The organism is Streptomyces sp. NPDC107765, from assembly GCF_055657085.1.
In genome coordinates this window covers 93088-107050 of record NZ_JBVKBL010000016.1, presented here as the reverse complement: position 1 = coordinate 107050, position 13963 = coordinate 93088, and the positions used below count along the sequence as shown (strand labels likewise).

The 13963-nt window shown below is 72.3% G+C and carries 13 protein-coding genes; 5 read left to right on the top strand and 8 right to left on the bottom strand.

Translation table 11 applies throughout. The features are described 5' to 3' along the window. Positions 1–74: 74 nt before the first annotated feature. The 4 genes from ACZ7MX_RS31805 to ACZ7MX_RS31790 all read right to left on the bottom strand — a co-directional run bounded on the left by ACZ7MX_RS31805 (position 75) and on the right by ACZ7MX_RS31790 (position 3460). Positions 75–1358, bottom strand: coding sequence for an MFS transporter (locus tag ACZ7MX_RS31805; RefSeq protein WP_472137096.1), 1284 nt, complete (start codon positions 1356–1358; stop codon positions 75–77). Between the two features lie 14 nt (positions 1359–1372). After that, entirely contained in the window at positions 1373–1885 is a 513-nt protein-coding gene (locus ACZ7MX_RS31800) for a glycine-rich domain-containing protein (RefSeq protein ID WP_472137094.1), read from the bottom strand. A gap of 46 nt (positions 1886–1931) precedes the next feature. Next, positions 1932–3170: a hypothetical protein gene (locus ACZ7MX_RS31795; RefSeq protein ID WP_472137093.1), complete on the bottom strand. Its 1239-nt coding sequence runs from the start codon at positions 3168–3170 to the stop codon at positions 1932–1934. 134 nt (positions 3171–3304) lie between these two features. Then, positions 3305–3460: a hypothetical protein gene (locus tag ACZ7MX_RS31790; RefSeq protein WP_199816252.1), complete on the bottom strand. Its 156-nt coding sequence runs from the start codon at positions 3458–3460 to the stop codon at positions 3305–3307. Between the two features lie 405 nt (positions 3461–3865). On the opposite strand from ACZ7MX_RS31790, the gene ACZ7MX_RS31785 reads away from it, so the two are divergent. Beyond that, the gene (locus tag ACZ7MX_RS31785; protein WP_472137091.1) at positions 3866–5578 is read left to right on the top strand and encodes a hydrogenase maturation protein; all 1713 of its coding nucleotides are present in this window, start codon (positions 3866–3868) and stop codon (positions 5576–5578) included. Between the two features lie 28 nt (positions 5579–5606). Here ACZ7MX_RS31785 and ACZ7MX_RS31780 read toward each other — a convergent pair whose 3' ends face one another. Then, positions 5607–6143: a winged helix-turn-helix domain-containing protein gene (locus tag ACZ7MX_RS31780; protein ID WP_472137089.1), complete on the bottom strand. Its 537-nt coding sequence runs from the start codon at positions 6141–6143 to the stop codon at positions 5607–5609. 987 nt (positions 6144–7130) lie between these two features. Between ACZ7MX_RS31780 and ACZ7MX_RS31775 the strand changes: the two genes are divergently transcribed. From ACZ7MX_RS31775 to ACZ7MX_RS31765, 3 genes are all read left to right on the top strand, one after another. Further along, positions 7131–8093 carry a hypothetical protein gene (locus ACZ7MX_RS31775; protein WP_472137087.1) on the top strand — a complete coding sequence of 321 codons (963 nt, stop codon included), beginning with the start codon at positions 7131–7133 and terminating at the stop codon, positions 8091–8093. A 119-nt stretch (positions 8094–8212) separates the two neighbouring features. Next, positions 8213–9664, top strand: coding sequence for an amino acid permease (locus ACZ7MX_RS31770; protein ID WP_472137247.1), 1452 nt, complete (start codon positions 8213–8215; stop codon positions 9662–9664). A gap of 71 nt (positions 9665–9735) precedes the next feature. Continuing rightward, entirely contained in the window at positions 9736–10590 is an 855-nt protein-coding gene (locus tag ACZ7MX_RS31765) for a GNAT family N-acetyltransferase (RefSeq protein WP_472137085.1), read from the top strand. Positions 10591–10656: 66 nt separating this feature from the next. Here the strand turns inward: ACZ7MX_RS31765 and ACZ7MX_RS31760 are convergent, their stop codons facing one another. Continuing rightward, positions 10657–11163, bottom strand: coding sequence for a DinB family protein (locus tag ACZ7MX_RS31760; RefSeq protein WP_472137083.1), 507 nt, complete (start codon positions 11161–11163; stop codon positions 10657–10659). A gap of 132 nt (positions 11164–11295) precedes the next feature. Between ACZ7MX_RS31760 and ACZ7MX_RS31755 the strand changes: the two genes are divergently transcribed. Beyond that, positions 11296–12126 carry a glycoside hydrolase family 16 protein gene (locus tag ACZ7MX_RS31755; protein ID WP_472137081.1) on the top strand — a complete coding sequence of 277 codons (831 nt, stop codon included), beginning with the start codon at positions 11296–11298 and terminating at the stop codon, positions 12124–12126. A gap of 65 nt (positions 12127–12191) precedes the next feature. On the opposite strand, the gene ACZ7MX_RS31750 is transcribed toward ACZ7MX_RS31755, so the two are convergent. Together ACZ7MX_RS31750 and ACZ7MX_RS31745 are read right to left on the bottom strand one after the other, a co-directional pair. Beyond that, positions 12192–12959 carry a trypsin-like peptidase domain-containing protein gene (locus tag ACZ7MX_RS31750; protein WP_472137079.1) on the bottom strand — a complete coding sequence of 256 codons (768 nt, stop codon included), beginning with the start codon at positions 12957–12959 and terminating at the stop codon, positions 12192–12194. A 129-nt stretch (positions 12960–13088) separates the two neighbouring features. After that, a complete protein-coding gene (locus tag ACZ7MX_RS31745) occupies positions 13089–13925 on the bottom strand; it encodes a polysaccharide deacetylase family protein (RefSeq protein WP_472137077.1) in 837 nt (278 codons plus the stop codon). Positions 13926–13963 lie beyond the last annotated feature (38 nt).

Below are 13963 nucleotides of genomic sequence, written 5' to 3'. Positions count from 1 at the left end.
AAAACGAGAAATGACGCCATGTTTCAAGATTTCCCCCCATGCACTCGCTCATCATCCCCCGCGCGTAAGGGAGTTCACGACCGCTCCGTTTCCGTAGCGGCGGCCGCCGGTGCCGCGCGGACGGTGCGCGGCACCCGCGCCGACCAGCCCACGGCGGGCACGACCGCCAGCGCCAGCACCCCGCCGGCCAGCGCCAGGACCGGGTAACCGCCCGCCGCCACGACCAGCCCCGACGACAGCCCGCCAGCCGCACCTGCGCCCGCGATGCCGACGTCGACCAGGCCCTGGACCGCGGCCCGCCGCTCGGGCGGCAGGGCGTCGGTGACCAGGGCCGTGCCGCTGACCAGCCCGGCGTTCCAGCCGAGGCCCAGCAGCACCAGAGCGGTGGCGAGCAGCGGCACCGCATGCGGCGGCGCCGTCGCGGCGAGCACACCGGCCGCCAGCAGCAGCGGGCCCGACGCGGCGGCGATCCACCGCCGGCCGTACCGGTCGACGAGCAGTCCGGTGAGCGGCGAGGGCAGGAACATGGCCGCCACGTGCAGCGCGATGACCAGTCCGGCGGCCTGCGGGTCCGACCCGTGCGCCAGCATGTGGACCGGCGTCATCGTCATCACCGCGATCATCACGAGCTGGGTGAGGACCATGACCGCGGTGCCGGCCACCAGGCCGCGCCGCTGGGCGTCGCCCGCCGGGTGGCCGCGCGCCGGGCCGGCGGCCGGTGCGGCCTCCGCCCGCTCCGGCGCGGCGGCCAGGCTCGCGGCCAGCCGGAGCGGGTCGGGCCGCAGCAGCACGGCCAGCACCAGGGCCGCCGCGGCGAACGCCACGCAGGCCAGCAGGAACGGTCCGGCCAGCCGGGGGATGCCCCAGGACCGCGCGAGGTCACCGGTCCACGTCACCAGGTTGGGCCCGGCCACCGCGCCGAGCGTGGTGGCGAACAGCACCGTGCTCACCGCCCGCCCGCGCCGCGCGGGGGAGGCCAGGTCGGCGCCCGCGTAACGCGCCATCAGGTTGGTCGCGGTACCGGCCCCGTAGACCAGCAGGGACCCGCACAGCAGCACGGGACTCCCGGCGGCGGCCGCCGCGACCACCCCGAGGCTGCCCAGCGCCCCGGCGCCGTAGCCGAGGGCGAGCCCGGGGCGCCGGCCCCAGCGGCGGCACAGCCGGCCGATCACGGCCGCGCCGCCCGCGGCCCCAGCGGTGAAGAGCGCACTGGGCACGCCCGCCAGCCCGGTCGAGCCGAACATCTCCTCGGCGAGGAGCGCCCCGACGGTGATGCCCGCGGCGAGCCCGGCCCCGCTGAGGACCTGGGCCACCACCAGGACGGCCAGGACGCGCCGTTGTTCCGGCCTTTCGTGCATGACCTGCCGTCCCCCTATACCGGTGCCGGCGGCTTCAGCGCCGCGATGTCCGCGAGCGTCATCCCCAGCTGCTCGTGGAGGAAGCGCACGATCGTCCAGTGCGGCAGCGCCCCCTCGTCGAACGGCCCGAACTCCGCGCAGTACAACGGGATCCAGCGCAGCGCCTCTTCGAGGACCTGCTCGCGGCCCGGCTCCTGCTGGTAGTCCTCGTAGGCGATGCTGCGGTGCTCGATGAAGTACCGCCCGGGCAGCCGCTGCTCGCACAGGGCACGGTATTCCCGGGTCTGCAGGATGAGGTAGTGCCAGATCTCGTCGATGTCCTGCTCGACCGGGAGGAAGAGTCCGCCGAGCCGGTCGCGGTACCGCGAGACGAGGAACAGGTAGCGCAGGGCTTCCGTGACCTGCCGCGCCACGAACTCCCGCGGCGCCTCGCTGCGGGCGGCGAAATGGTCGGTGACCTCGGTGTGCAGCGCCTCCCCGAGCAGTTCCCGGAGGGCGTCGGCGGATATCGGCGGGCGGCTGGTCATGGGTCTCCTGTGCGGGTGCGGACGGGCGGGCGGGAGGGGGTGCGCCTCAGTCGGCGTCGACGAGCCAGGCGTACTTCCCGGACGTGCCGATGGGGATGTGGGAGTGGTGCACCAGCCGGCAGCGCCGGCCGGTGAGCTCGCCGACGGCGTCCTCCAGCGCGGCGGACCCGTCGGCCCCGAGGGGGGTGCCGTGGAAGGTGGTGTACGCCAGCAGCGCCTCGCCGGGGCCGGTCAGCTGCAGTTGGTGGACGAACACGTCCGGGGCCAGCTCACCGAGGCACCGGTCGAGGTCGCCCTGGGCCACCGGCCCGTTCCGCGTCGGCAGCAACTCCTTCCGGCGGCCGCAGAATTGGGCGATCCGGTCCGGGTCCGGTGTGCCGTCCAGGGTGCGTACGCAGTCGCCCGAGCGGTAGCGGATCAGCGGCATGAAGGGATTGCGCACGCTGGAGACGACGAGTTCGTGGATCGTGCTTCCCGGGGCGACCAGGTGGAGCTCCACGCTCATCCCGTCGAGGTACGGCCGGTACCTGCCGCGCCGGTCGCTGAAGTAGAGGTAGCCCAGCTCGGTGCTGCCGAAGAGGTCGATGACCGGGCAGTCGAAGTGCTGTGCCAGGAAGCGCCGGACGTTGACCGGGGTGTACTCGTAGGCGTGGATGATGCTGGCGGGCGGCGGGAAGTCGTCCCACAGCCCCCACTCCCCGACCTTCCGCAGCAGATGCGCCAGGTGGTAGCCGGAGCAGTCGAGGTGGTACCGGCCCTGCGGATGCGCCTGCCGGGCCGCCTCGATCTCCCCGAGCATCCGCACCACCTCGGCGCGCTCCCACCGCGCGGGGTCGAGGCGCAGGTTGAGGTAGCAGGTGCGGTCGTCCAGCCACCGCTCCTCGAAGGAGGGCACCGGCGCCGGCGGGACGCCGCGCCGGGCCGCGCCGACCCGGGCCACGTGCTCGGTCGCCAGCACGGTGGTGAGCGAGACCCGCCGGCAGCCCGACTTCCAGGTCCCGGCGATGTCCGGATGCTCGCTCCACAGCCGGTAGTAGGAGTGCAGCAGGAAGTACGGGGGCCGGATCAGCTGCATCCGGGCGTGGTTGGTGCCCGTGGAGAGCACGTACTCCGCCTCACCGGCCTCCAGGGCCGCGGCCAGCCGGGGGGTCATCCAGTTCTCGGGGAAGCCGCGGGCGATGTCCGGTTTGTCGAGGACCGGGAAATAGCCCTTCGCCAGCGATGCGCGGTAGAGCGGTATGTCGCGGAGCTGCTCGATGACCTCGGCGGTCGGCTGACCATCCATGGAACCCTCGTCATGGCTCGGAGAGGAACGGGGAGTGCCCCGGGGGCGGGGGCGGCGCCCGGGGGCGGGCCGGCGGCGGGGGGAAGTGCCGCCGCCGTCTCCCGCCCCAGGGCGCCGGGGAGTGCCGGGACGGGTCAGGAGATACAGCCGGCCTTCGGCGCGGCGCTGATGCAGCCGGCCTTGGGTGCGGCGCTGATGCAGCCCTCCTTCGCCGCCTGCGAGGCGGAGTTGGCGGCGAGCCAGCTGCGCCACACGTCGTCCTGGGCCATCTTCTTGATGAGCTGCTCCATGGGAACCTCCGTGAGAGTGCGGAAGACGGTCCGGCAACGGCGCTGACCTGCGCCGATGCCGCACACCGAAAGTAAAAGGCTGGCCAAGCACATGTCAATGAAAGGCAATGACGGGTCGGTGCGAAGCGGCCGTGGCGCGCCAACTTTGGCGGGATACCGTCCAGCTGACCGCCGGACCGGAACTACCTGACGGGCAGTCAGTCCGAGCATCATCAGTCCCGATCGCCCGGCCACCTTCCCGGCCCGTACGGACCGGGGGCCCGGCCGGCGCCTTGCGCCATCCGGCCGTCGCCGTTCGGGGGACCTGCCGGGCGGGCGCGCGGTCCGCGGCCGTGCCCGGGGAACGCTCACCACCGGCCACCCCGGCCCACCGCACACCGGTTGCCGCACCAGGGGAGTGAAGCTGTGCACATCCTGCTCATCGCCGGCGCCTTCAACAGCCTGACCCAGCGCGTCCATGCCGAACTCGGCGACCGCGGCCACCGGGTGGGCGTGGAACTGGTGACTCCGCGGACCCCGCTGCTCGACGTCGTACGCCGCCACGCCCCCGACCTGATCGTGGCGCCCCTGCTCACCACGGCCGTCCCCCGGGAGGTGTGGTCGGCCCACACCTGTCTGATCGTGCACCCCGGCCCGGTCGGCGACCGCGGCCCGTCCTCCCTGGACTGGGCGGTGCACCTGGGCGCGGACGCCTGGGGCGTGACCGTCCTGCAGGCCAACGACGAGATGGACGCCGGCGACATCTGGGCCTCGGCGAGCTGCCCGGTCCCCGAGGTGGGCAAGAGCGACCTGTACCGCAACGAGATCGCCGACGCGGCCGTCGAGGCGGTGCTCACCGCCGTCGAGCGCGTCGCCTCCGGCACCCACCGCCCGCAGCCCCAGGCCACCCTGCCCGAAAGCGCGCGCACCGGCCGTCCCCGGCCGCCGTTCCGCCAGGACCTGCGCCGGATCGACTGGCGGTCCGACCCCACCGCCACCGTCGTGCGCAAGCTCCGCGCCGCCGACTCCCGGCCCGGCGTACGGGACGAACTCCTCGGATCCACCTGGATGTTGCACGGCGGCCACCCCGAGGACACCTTGCGCGGGCGGCCGGGTGAACTTCTCGCCACCCGGGCCGGCGCGATCTGCCGGGCGACGGCCGACGGCGCGGTGTGGATCCCCGAACTCAGGGCACCGCGCCGGCCGGGGGAGCCCGGCACCGTCAAGCTCCCCGCCACCCTCGCCCTCGGCGACCGCCTGCCGCCGCTCCCCGAGGTCCCGGCCCCGCTCGACCCGGGCGACGCGCCCCGTACCTGGAGCGACATCCGCTACCGCGAGGAGGGCCCGGCCGGCTTCCTGGACTTCTCCTTCCCGGGCGGGGCGATGAGCACCGACCACTGCCGGCGGCTGCTCGCCGCCTACCGCCACGCCTGCACCCGGCCCACCTCCGTGCTGGTCCTCGGTGGCCGCCGGGACTTCTTCTCCAACGGCATCCACCTGGGCGTGATCGAGGCCGCGGCCGACCCCGCCGAGGAGTCCTGGGCCAACATCCACGCCATGGACGACCTCGTGGAGGCCGTGCTGACCACCACCGACCGGCTGGTGGTCGCCGCGCTCGGCGGCAATGCCGCGGCCGGCGGGGTGATGCTGGCGCTCGCCGCCGACGAGGTGTGGTGCCGCTCGGCCGCGGTGCTCAACCCGCACTACCGGCTGATGGGCCTCTACGGCTCGGAGTACTGGACCTACACCCTCCCCCGCCGGGCCGGGTGCGAGGCGGCCGAACGGCTCACCACGCGCGCCCTGCCGGTCACCGCCGCGACCGGGCAGCGGCTCGGCCTGGTGGACCGGATCGTCGACTGCGCCGCGCAGGACTTCACGGCCCGGACCACCGAACTGGCGCGGCGGCTGGCGGCCTCGGCCGCGGTCCAGTCGCGGATCGCCGCCAAGAAGGACGTCCGGGAACGGGACGAGGCGAAGCGGCCGCTCGCCGCCTACCGGGAGCACGAACTCGCCCGTATGCACCGGATCTTCTTCGACCCGGACCAGCCGTACCACGCCCTGCGCCGGGCCTTCGTCCGCAAGGAGCCTGCGGACGGCACCCCCGCGCATCTCAACCCCGCGGCTTCCGCGGGAGTTTGAGGTGCGGCGCAGGGGGTGCCGGCCGTCGTCAGGGAGCGGGCTGGTACTTGTAGCCGATGCCGAAGACCGTGCGGATCGAATCGCGCAGGCCCGGCCCGAGGCGGCGGCGCAGCCGGGCGATGTGCACGTCGACGGTACGGGTGCTCGACTGACAGCTCGGCCAGACCGCGGCCATCAGCTGCTCTCTGGTGAAGGCCCGCTGGGGATGCCGGACGAGGTGCGCGAGCAGGTCGAATTCGAGCTTGGGCAGGCCGAGTTGGCGGCCCTTGATGAAGACCGTGCGGGCCGCGTTGTCGATCTGGATCGGCTCCGGGCGGGGAGCCGGCCCGGCCGCCGGCTCGTCGGGACGGGGCGGGTTCTCACCCGGCGGGGCCAGGATGATGTGCACCTCGTCCGAGGGCAGCCGGTGCACCGAGACGGGCTCCAGCGCGTGCAGGGTCAGTTGCCAGGTGCCGTCGGGGAGCCGGTCGACCGCCAGGGGTGGCCCTTCGCCGGGCCCGGCCGTCACCGGGCGGCCGAAATCGGCGTCCGGTCGCATCGCAAGCGGGGTCGTCGAGGAGTTCATAAACATGATCTGGGCCCATTCCTCTTGCAAAGCAGGCGTGTACGGACAGACATGGCGGTGCTCGACGTTCGAAGGGTGCTGAAGTGCTGTGCAGCCATCGCGACGTTGATCCGGTGGTGGGGCGTGGTGGCGAACGGACACGTGGGAGGCGGCTGCGCCCAACGGGGGCAATCGCTCCGTCCGTGCCACGAGAACGTTCGCGCCCATGCCCGTACTCGGCCATGGCGTGGTGCGTGACCACGGCCTCCGGTCGGGACGAACGCTACATGTGATCGCGCGCTTCCGGAAAGTAGCTTCCGCTAATTTCGGTTGCTCTTGGGTCGAATCCATGCTTGCGGTGCGCCAACTCCCTTGGCGAAAGCGTGGGTTGTGACCGGCCCGGGATGCCGTCCCGTTCGGCGAAGGTGCCGAAAATATGCCGGAAGCTGAGAGGGCGTCATCAGCGTGGGAGTCGTTTGCGCCTGGAAGGGCGCCGCGAAGACGCCCGGAGCGGTGACCGTGCCGCGCTCGCGCCGGCTTCTCGGCCCGGGAGCGCACCCCGTCCGGCATGGCCGGAAATCGCGGGCGAACTGACCGAGAGGCGGGGGTTGTCGGTGCGCAGGTGGGTCCGGTCCGCCGGATCGGCGGTCCCCGCGGGCTCCTGAACGGGGAGTGGGGCGCGAACGGAGGGGTAGGGCGTCGACGGCCTCCGCTTGTGGAGGGCGGGTGAACGCCTGAATATGCCAATTCAATGCGCTGCGGCCGGGTGGCGGTCAAAGTGAAGCGGAGTCGGGGAAGTTGGCCGGAAAATGGTTTCCTCTTCAATCTCTTTCTTGGTGGCCAGAGCAAAAGGGTGCGGAACCAGATATTCCAGGCGACTGTTTTCCTGGTGAGTTGATGATGAGTAGGGTGTGGCCCGCTGCTGCTCGACCGGTGGCAGGGCCAGCTGAATTCGGCGCGGCTGGAATGCGGTGTGGCGGATGACGCCTTCGTGACCGGGAGGGGACCATGGCGGCCGGCTCTTTCGAGGGGCAGTACGTGTGGAGTCCGGCGGCCGACGACCGGGCGCTGGCCCGGGCATGCATGGACGTCACCGCCGGGCGGTACCTGAGCGCCCACGACGTCCTCAAGGAGACCCGCGACGATTTCGAGGTCCGCGCTCACCGCTCGCTCGTCCTGGCCTCCGTCGCCGCCGACTCGGACCTCGCCGAACGCTGGCTGGCCGAGGAGCCCGGCCCGGAGGCCGCCCTGCTCTGGGCCCGGGTGGCCATGCTCCGGGCGCTGCGCATGGCCGACGCCGGCGCCGGCGACCGGCGGCAGGGCGCGCTGGCGCGGATCGCCCGGACGGCGTGCGACCGGGCCGCGAAACTGCTGCCCGAGGACCCCACCCCCTGGGTCGCCCAGCTGGCGCTGACCCGCCTCGACCGCCCGCTGGACCCCGCGCCGCAAGGACTGCTGACCGCGCCGGCCGGCCCCTGGTACCTCTTCGCCCACATCCTCCGGCTCGACCCCTGGCACCGCGAGGCCCACCACCGCTTCCTGTCCTTCTTCTTCCCCCGGTACGGCGGTTCGTCCAGCGCGAGCTGGGACGTGGCCGCGTTCCTCAGCCAGCGGGCGCCGGTCACCTCGGCACTGCGGCTGCTGCCGCTGGTGGCCCTGGTCGAGGACTACAACCCCGCGGCGCCGCTCGCCGACCACACCTGGGAACAGCCCCAGTGGGCCACCGCGGCGCTGAGCATCTACCGCAACTGGCTGCCGCAGGTGCCCGGCTACCGTTTCACGCCGGTACTCGACCTGGCCTACCTGGCGCACGCGTTGTACATGGCGAAACACGAATTCGAGGCGCGCGAGGTCCTCACGGCGATGGGGCCGTACGCCTCCCGCATGCCCTGGAGCGCATTCGGCGATCCGGCGGAGCAATTGTCGAAGGCCAGACGTTCCTGCGGTCTCCCGGTACCGCACGACACCTGACGCAGAAAATTCCCCCCAGAAAGGTTGCGGTTGTGTCCGAGCGCACGTCAATAACCCGCTCGAAATCCCCCCGCCCGGTCGATCCGGCCACCCTCGACGACGACGCCACACTGCATGCCATGGGCTATCCGCGGAAACTCACCCGGAGATTCCGTGCGTTCGACAATTTCGCCATCTCGTTCACCATCATCAACATCATCTCCGGGATCTTCTCGTCCTTCGGATTCGGCATGAACGCGGGCGGGCCGCGGATCCTCATCTTCGGCTGGATCGGTGTGTCGGTCATGGTGCTGTTCGTCGGCGCCGCGATGGCCGAGATCGCCTCCGCCTACCCGACCAGCGGCGCGCTCTACTTCTCGGCCGGCAAGCTGGCCAAGCGGCACCAGGGTGCCTGGTCCTGGTACACCGGCTGGCTGAACTTCGTCGGCCAGGTCGGCGGCACCGCCGCCACCAACTTCGCGGCCGCCACCTTCATCCAGGCGTTCCTCGCGATGCAGTGGCCGTCCTACACGCCGACGCCGCAGCAGACCGTGCTCATCACCGCCGCCATCCTGCTCGTCCAGGCGCTCGCGAACACGTATACCGTCCGGCTCGTTGCCCTGGTGAACCGGATTTCCGTCTGGTGGCTGCTGGTCGGCATGGTGGTGATCGTCGGTGCGCTCACCTTTGTTCCGGACCAGCACCAATCGCCCGCGTTCGCCACCCACTTCGTCAACAACACCGGCTTCACCAACGCGATGTACGGCGGAATGCTGGGACTGCTCGTCACCAGCTGGACCTTCACCGGGTTCGACGGCAGTTTCCACATGTCCGAAGAAACCGTGAAGGCGACGGTCAACGCGCCCCGCGGCATCATGCGGTCCATCACCTACTCCGCGATCACCGGGCTGATCCTCATGCTCGCGCTGGTCTATGCGATTCGCGACTACGGCCACGCGGCGGGCGCCGAGGCGCCACCGGTGCAGATTCTCGTCGACGCGCTCGGCCAAAGCACCGCAAAATTCCTGCTGTTGATCGTCATCGGCGCGATGCTGTTCTGCGGTCTCGCCAACATGACCAGCAACACCCGGCAGATCTTCGCGTTCTCCCGGGACGGGGCGATGCCCGGCTCCCGCTGGTGGCATTCGGTGTCCGCCCGCACCCGGACGCCCGTCAAGGCGGTCTGGCTCGCGGCGGCCTGCCCGCTGGTGCTGGTGGTGCCCGGCTGGTGGTCGCACACCGCCTTCACCGCGGTGGTCAGCGTCAACGTCGTCGGGCTCTTCCTCGCCTACGCCGTGCCGATCTTCCTGCGGCTGCGGCTCGACGACTTCCAGGCCGGGCCGTGGCACCTGGGCCGTTACGGCAGGCCGGTCGCGGCGATCGCGGTGATCTGGATCCTGATCAGCAACGTGCTGTTCATGCTGCCGCAGGCGTCCCCGATCACCCCCGACTCCTTCAACTACGCGCCGATCGCCCTGGCCGTGGTGCTCGTCATCGCCACCGTCTGGTGGTTCGCCACCGCCCGCCGGCGCTTCCAGGGCCCGGTCAGCTACGGCCGCCCGGACGAGGTCGCCGCGATGGACCTCATCTAGGACACCGGGGACCCCGGTTCCCCTGTCCCCGACTCCCGCTGCCCCCACCGGAAGGGACCCGATCATCCGTCATGCCCGCCACCGATGAACTCACCGTCACCACCGCCACGCCGGACGACTGGCAGCAGGTGGTGCGGTGGGCCGCCGACGAGGAGTGGAACCCCGGCCGCGACGACACCGCGTGCTTCCACCCCACCGACCCGGACGGCTTCTTCCTGGGCCGCCGCGGCACCCGGCCGGTCTCCGCGGTCTCCGTCGTCAACTACTCCGCGTCCTACGCCTTCCTCGGGTACTACCTCGTCCACCCCGACCTCCGCGGACAGGGGCTGGGCCTGGCGACCTGGCGCGCCGCCGTCCCGCACGCCGGGGCCCGGACCGTCGGCCTCGACGCCGTCCCGGCCCAGCAGGCCACCTACCGGCGCGCCGGATTCACCCCCGCCTACGAGACCGTCCGCTACGGCGGGCGGCCCGACCGCAACGGCACCCCACCGCCCGAGGCCGTCCCCGTCACCCGCTCCCACCTCGACGCGGTCGCCGCCCACGACCGGCGCTGCTTCCCCGCCGACCGGCGCCGCTTCGTCACCCGCTGGCTGACCGCCCCCGGCCACACCGCCCGGGTGTATCTGCGCGACGGTGAGATCGCCGGCTACGGGGTGCTGCGCCCGGCCCGCACCGGTCACCGCATCGGCCCGCTCTTCGCCGACACCGACCGGGTCGCCGAGGCGCTCTTCGACGCCCTGGTGGCCACCCTCGCCCCCACCGACGAGGTCTTCCTCGACATCCCCGGGCCCCGGGGCGGCGCCCACGCCCTGGCCACCGGCCGCGGCCTGACCCCCCGCTCCCACACCGTCCGCATGTACACCGGCCCGGTCCCCCCGACGGACGAGCACCGCACGTACGGCGTAACGAGCCTCGAACTGGGCTGACCGGCCACCGGGCGTCCCCTGGGCCGAGCCCCCGGTGACCGGGCGGCCCAGGGACGCCCGGACGGTTCAGGCGCCCACGGTGCCGTCGATGCCCTCGCGGAGGAGGTCCGCGTGGCCGTTGTGGCGGGCGTATTCGTGGATGAGGTGGAGCATGACCAGGCGGAGCGAGACATGTTCGCCCCAGCGGGGCTGGTAGCCCGTGACGTCGAGGGACGGGGCCTGCTGCTCGATGCGGCGGGCGTGCGCCACCTCCTCCTGCCAGGCGGCGAACGCCTCGGCGCCGGTGGAGCCGTCCGGGTCGTAGGCCGCCTGGTAGTCGCCCTCGGCGGACCAGACGAGCGGGATGTCCTCGCCGTTGATCACCCGGCGGAACCACGTGCGCTCCACCTCGGCCATATGGCGTACCAGGCCGAGCAGGGTGAGCGTGGAGGGCGGCATCGAGCGGCGGCGCAGGTCCTCGTCGGACAGGCCCTCGGCCTTCATGGCGAGGGTGGCGCGGTGGAAGTCGAGGAAGGTGCGCAGGGTCTCCCGTTCGCCGGCGCGTACGGGCGGGGAGATGCGTTCGGTGGTCATGCCGGTCCTTCGGGAGGCGTCGGAGGGGGAGGCGGCCGGGGCATCGGGGCGGCGGAGCGGGAAAGTAGCGGACCGTCCCGGTCTGGGGGACGATCTTCGTGAGTGCTCCGTAGCGCGCCGGGGAGGCGGCCGATGGGATCTTCCCGAGTGGTGCGGGCCGCCGCAAGCCTTTTTCTGGTGCTCGCCGCCGCCGCGGGCTGCGCCCAGGACGGCAGGACGTCCGCCCCGCCGCCGGGCCCGCGGGGTCCCGGGCCCTGGCACCGGGTCTTCGCCGACGACTTCAGCGGCGACCGGCTCAACACGGCCAAGTGGACCACGTGTTACGACTGGAACCGGGGCGGGTGCACCAACCGCGGCAACGACGAGCTGGAGTGGTACCGGCCCGGGCAGGTCTCGGTCGGCGGCGGCCGGCTCACCCTGACCGCCCGGCGGCGGACGACCCGGGGGACGGACGGCCGCGACTACCCCTGGACCTCCGGCATGGTCTCCACCGGCCGCAGCTCCTGGAACGCCCGCCCGCGCGCCGTCTTCACCTACGGCTACTTCGAGGCCTCGGTGCGCATCCCCGAGCAGGACGGGATGCTGCCGGCCTTCTGGCTGATGCCGGCCTCGCGGTTCACGCCCCCCGAGATCGACATCGCCGAGGTGCTGGAGATGCCCCGGTGGATCGACATGACGGTGCACTGGCGGGGCCCGGACGGCGGGGAACGGGCGACCGCGGGGAGTTTCGGGCCGGTGGACTTCCCGGCCGGTCACCACGTGTTCGCGCTGAACTGGGAACGTGACGCGCTCAGCTGGTACATCGACGGCGAGCTCAGGTTCCGGGTGACCGATCCCGCGAAGATCCCGCATGTGCCGATGGAGCTGCTCTTCACCCTCGCCGTCGGGTACCCCGAGCTTCCGCCGCCGGACGTGCACCGGGCCCGGATGTCGGTGGACTGGGTGCGGGTCTGGCAGCACTGAACCGGTGGCGGCACGGGCCCGGAACCACGGCACCTGCCGGGCGGGCCCGTGCGCTTCGGACGGACTCAGGTGGCGAGGTGGAAACCGGCGCCGACGCCGCCGTGGGTGTTCATCTCGTCGAGGATGCTCAGGATCGGCGAACTGTGCTGGGCGCCCCAGGCGTTGCCGACCAGCGTCCCGCCGTCGACGACCGGGGAACCGGAGTCACCGCCGTCGGTCCAGATGAGGTGGGTGAACCACATGTCGTGGGTGCCCAGCTTGATGCCGCAGGTCAGGCCGGTGCGGTGGCCCTCCTTGCACATCCGGGTGCCGTTCGCGGGCGGGGCGCCGAGGGACGTGATGGTGACGCCGCCGACCGTGCTGGTCGGCGCGACCCGGCTCTCGTCCAGCTTGATCACCGCGTAGTCCAGGCCCTTGGGGCCGGAGTTGAGCAGGTTGTTGGGGGTGCTGACGTAGGTCACCGTGCCGATGACGCCGGTGTCCAGGTCGGGGCGGCTGTCGGTGAGCGGCGCGGGGGAGAAGGCCGTCCCGGCGGGCGAGCGGTCCCGGTAGACCTTCTCGCCGACCAGCTTGTTGCCCGCCTCGTCGATGAAGCAGTGGGCGTTGGTCAGCGCCACCAGGTTGCCGGCCGCGTCCCGGCCGACCGCGGTGAGCGTGCAGACGTAGAAGCCGGTGGGCTCCTGCGGGGTCGGCTGCAGCCGGAAGATGATCCCGGTGCCGCCCCCGACGGCCGTACGGGTGTCCGCGCTCGCGGACGGGGCGGTGACGAGGGACAGGGTGGCCAGGAGGAGGGCGAGGCCGAGGGCGCGTAACGCGCGTAAGTGACGTGACATGAAAACACTTCCCGTGCGGGGCCTGACGGCCGGGCGACGATGTCGGCTCCAGCCAACCGCCGAACGCGCTCCGCGGGGAGGCAATCATCCACTGTGGACTAGGTGAGGTGCGTCACCCGATCGGGTGTGTCATGCCGTTTCCCCTCGCAGGGTGCCGGATTCCGACGGCCCGCCGACCGGACGGCCGAGCAGGGCACGGGTGCGGCGGTACAGGCGCCAGCCCGTCGTGCGGAAGGACTCCCCGGCGGGATTCACCGGCGCGCCGCCGCCGTGCACCCACTGGGTGAACAGCTCCGGCCGGGTGTCCGCCCGGACCATCAGGCGGGGGATGCGCATCGGGTCGCGGTCGGCCGTGGCGAGGGCGTTGCGCACCGCGCAGGACGAGGTCCAGCCGGCCTCCCGTACCGTGCGGCGGACCGCGCTGCTGGAGTAGCCGTGCGGATAGGCGAAGGCGTAGACGGGGTGGCTGAGCGCGTCCTCCAGCCGCCGCTTGCAGTCGACGACCTCGTGCCAGACGCGCTGCGCGGGCACCGCGTCGAGCTGGGGGTGGGTGACGGTGTGGCCGCCGATCTCGATGCCGAGCGCGTCCAGGGTGGCGATCTGGCGCCAGCTCAGCATGGCGGCGGGCGGCAGCAGACTGCCCTCCGGGGCGCCGCCGGGCGGATGCACGGCACCGGTGGTGATGAACACCGTGGCGGGCAGGGCGCGTTCGGTGAGCAGGGGTGCCACCGACCAGTAGAAGTCCGCGAAGCCGTCGTCGAAGGTCAGTACCGCGCAGCGGGCGGGCAGCGCGGGCCCGCCGCGGATCGCCGCGACCAGCCGGCGCAGCGGGATCACGGTGAGCCCGGCGTCCGCGATGCGGTCGAGCTGTTCGGTGAAGGCCCGTGGGGTGACCGTGTACGGCGCGATCCAGGGCGGCGGATCGCTGGTGACCGAGTGGTAGAGGAAGACGGGCACGGCGCTCATGACCGGTGTCCTTTCAGACCCCCGTGCGGATCCGGAAG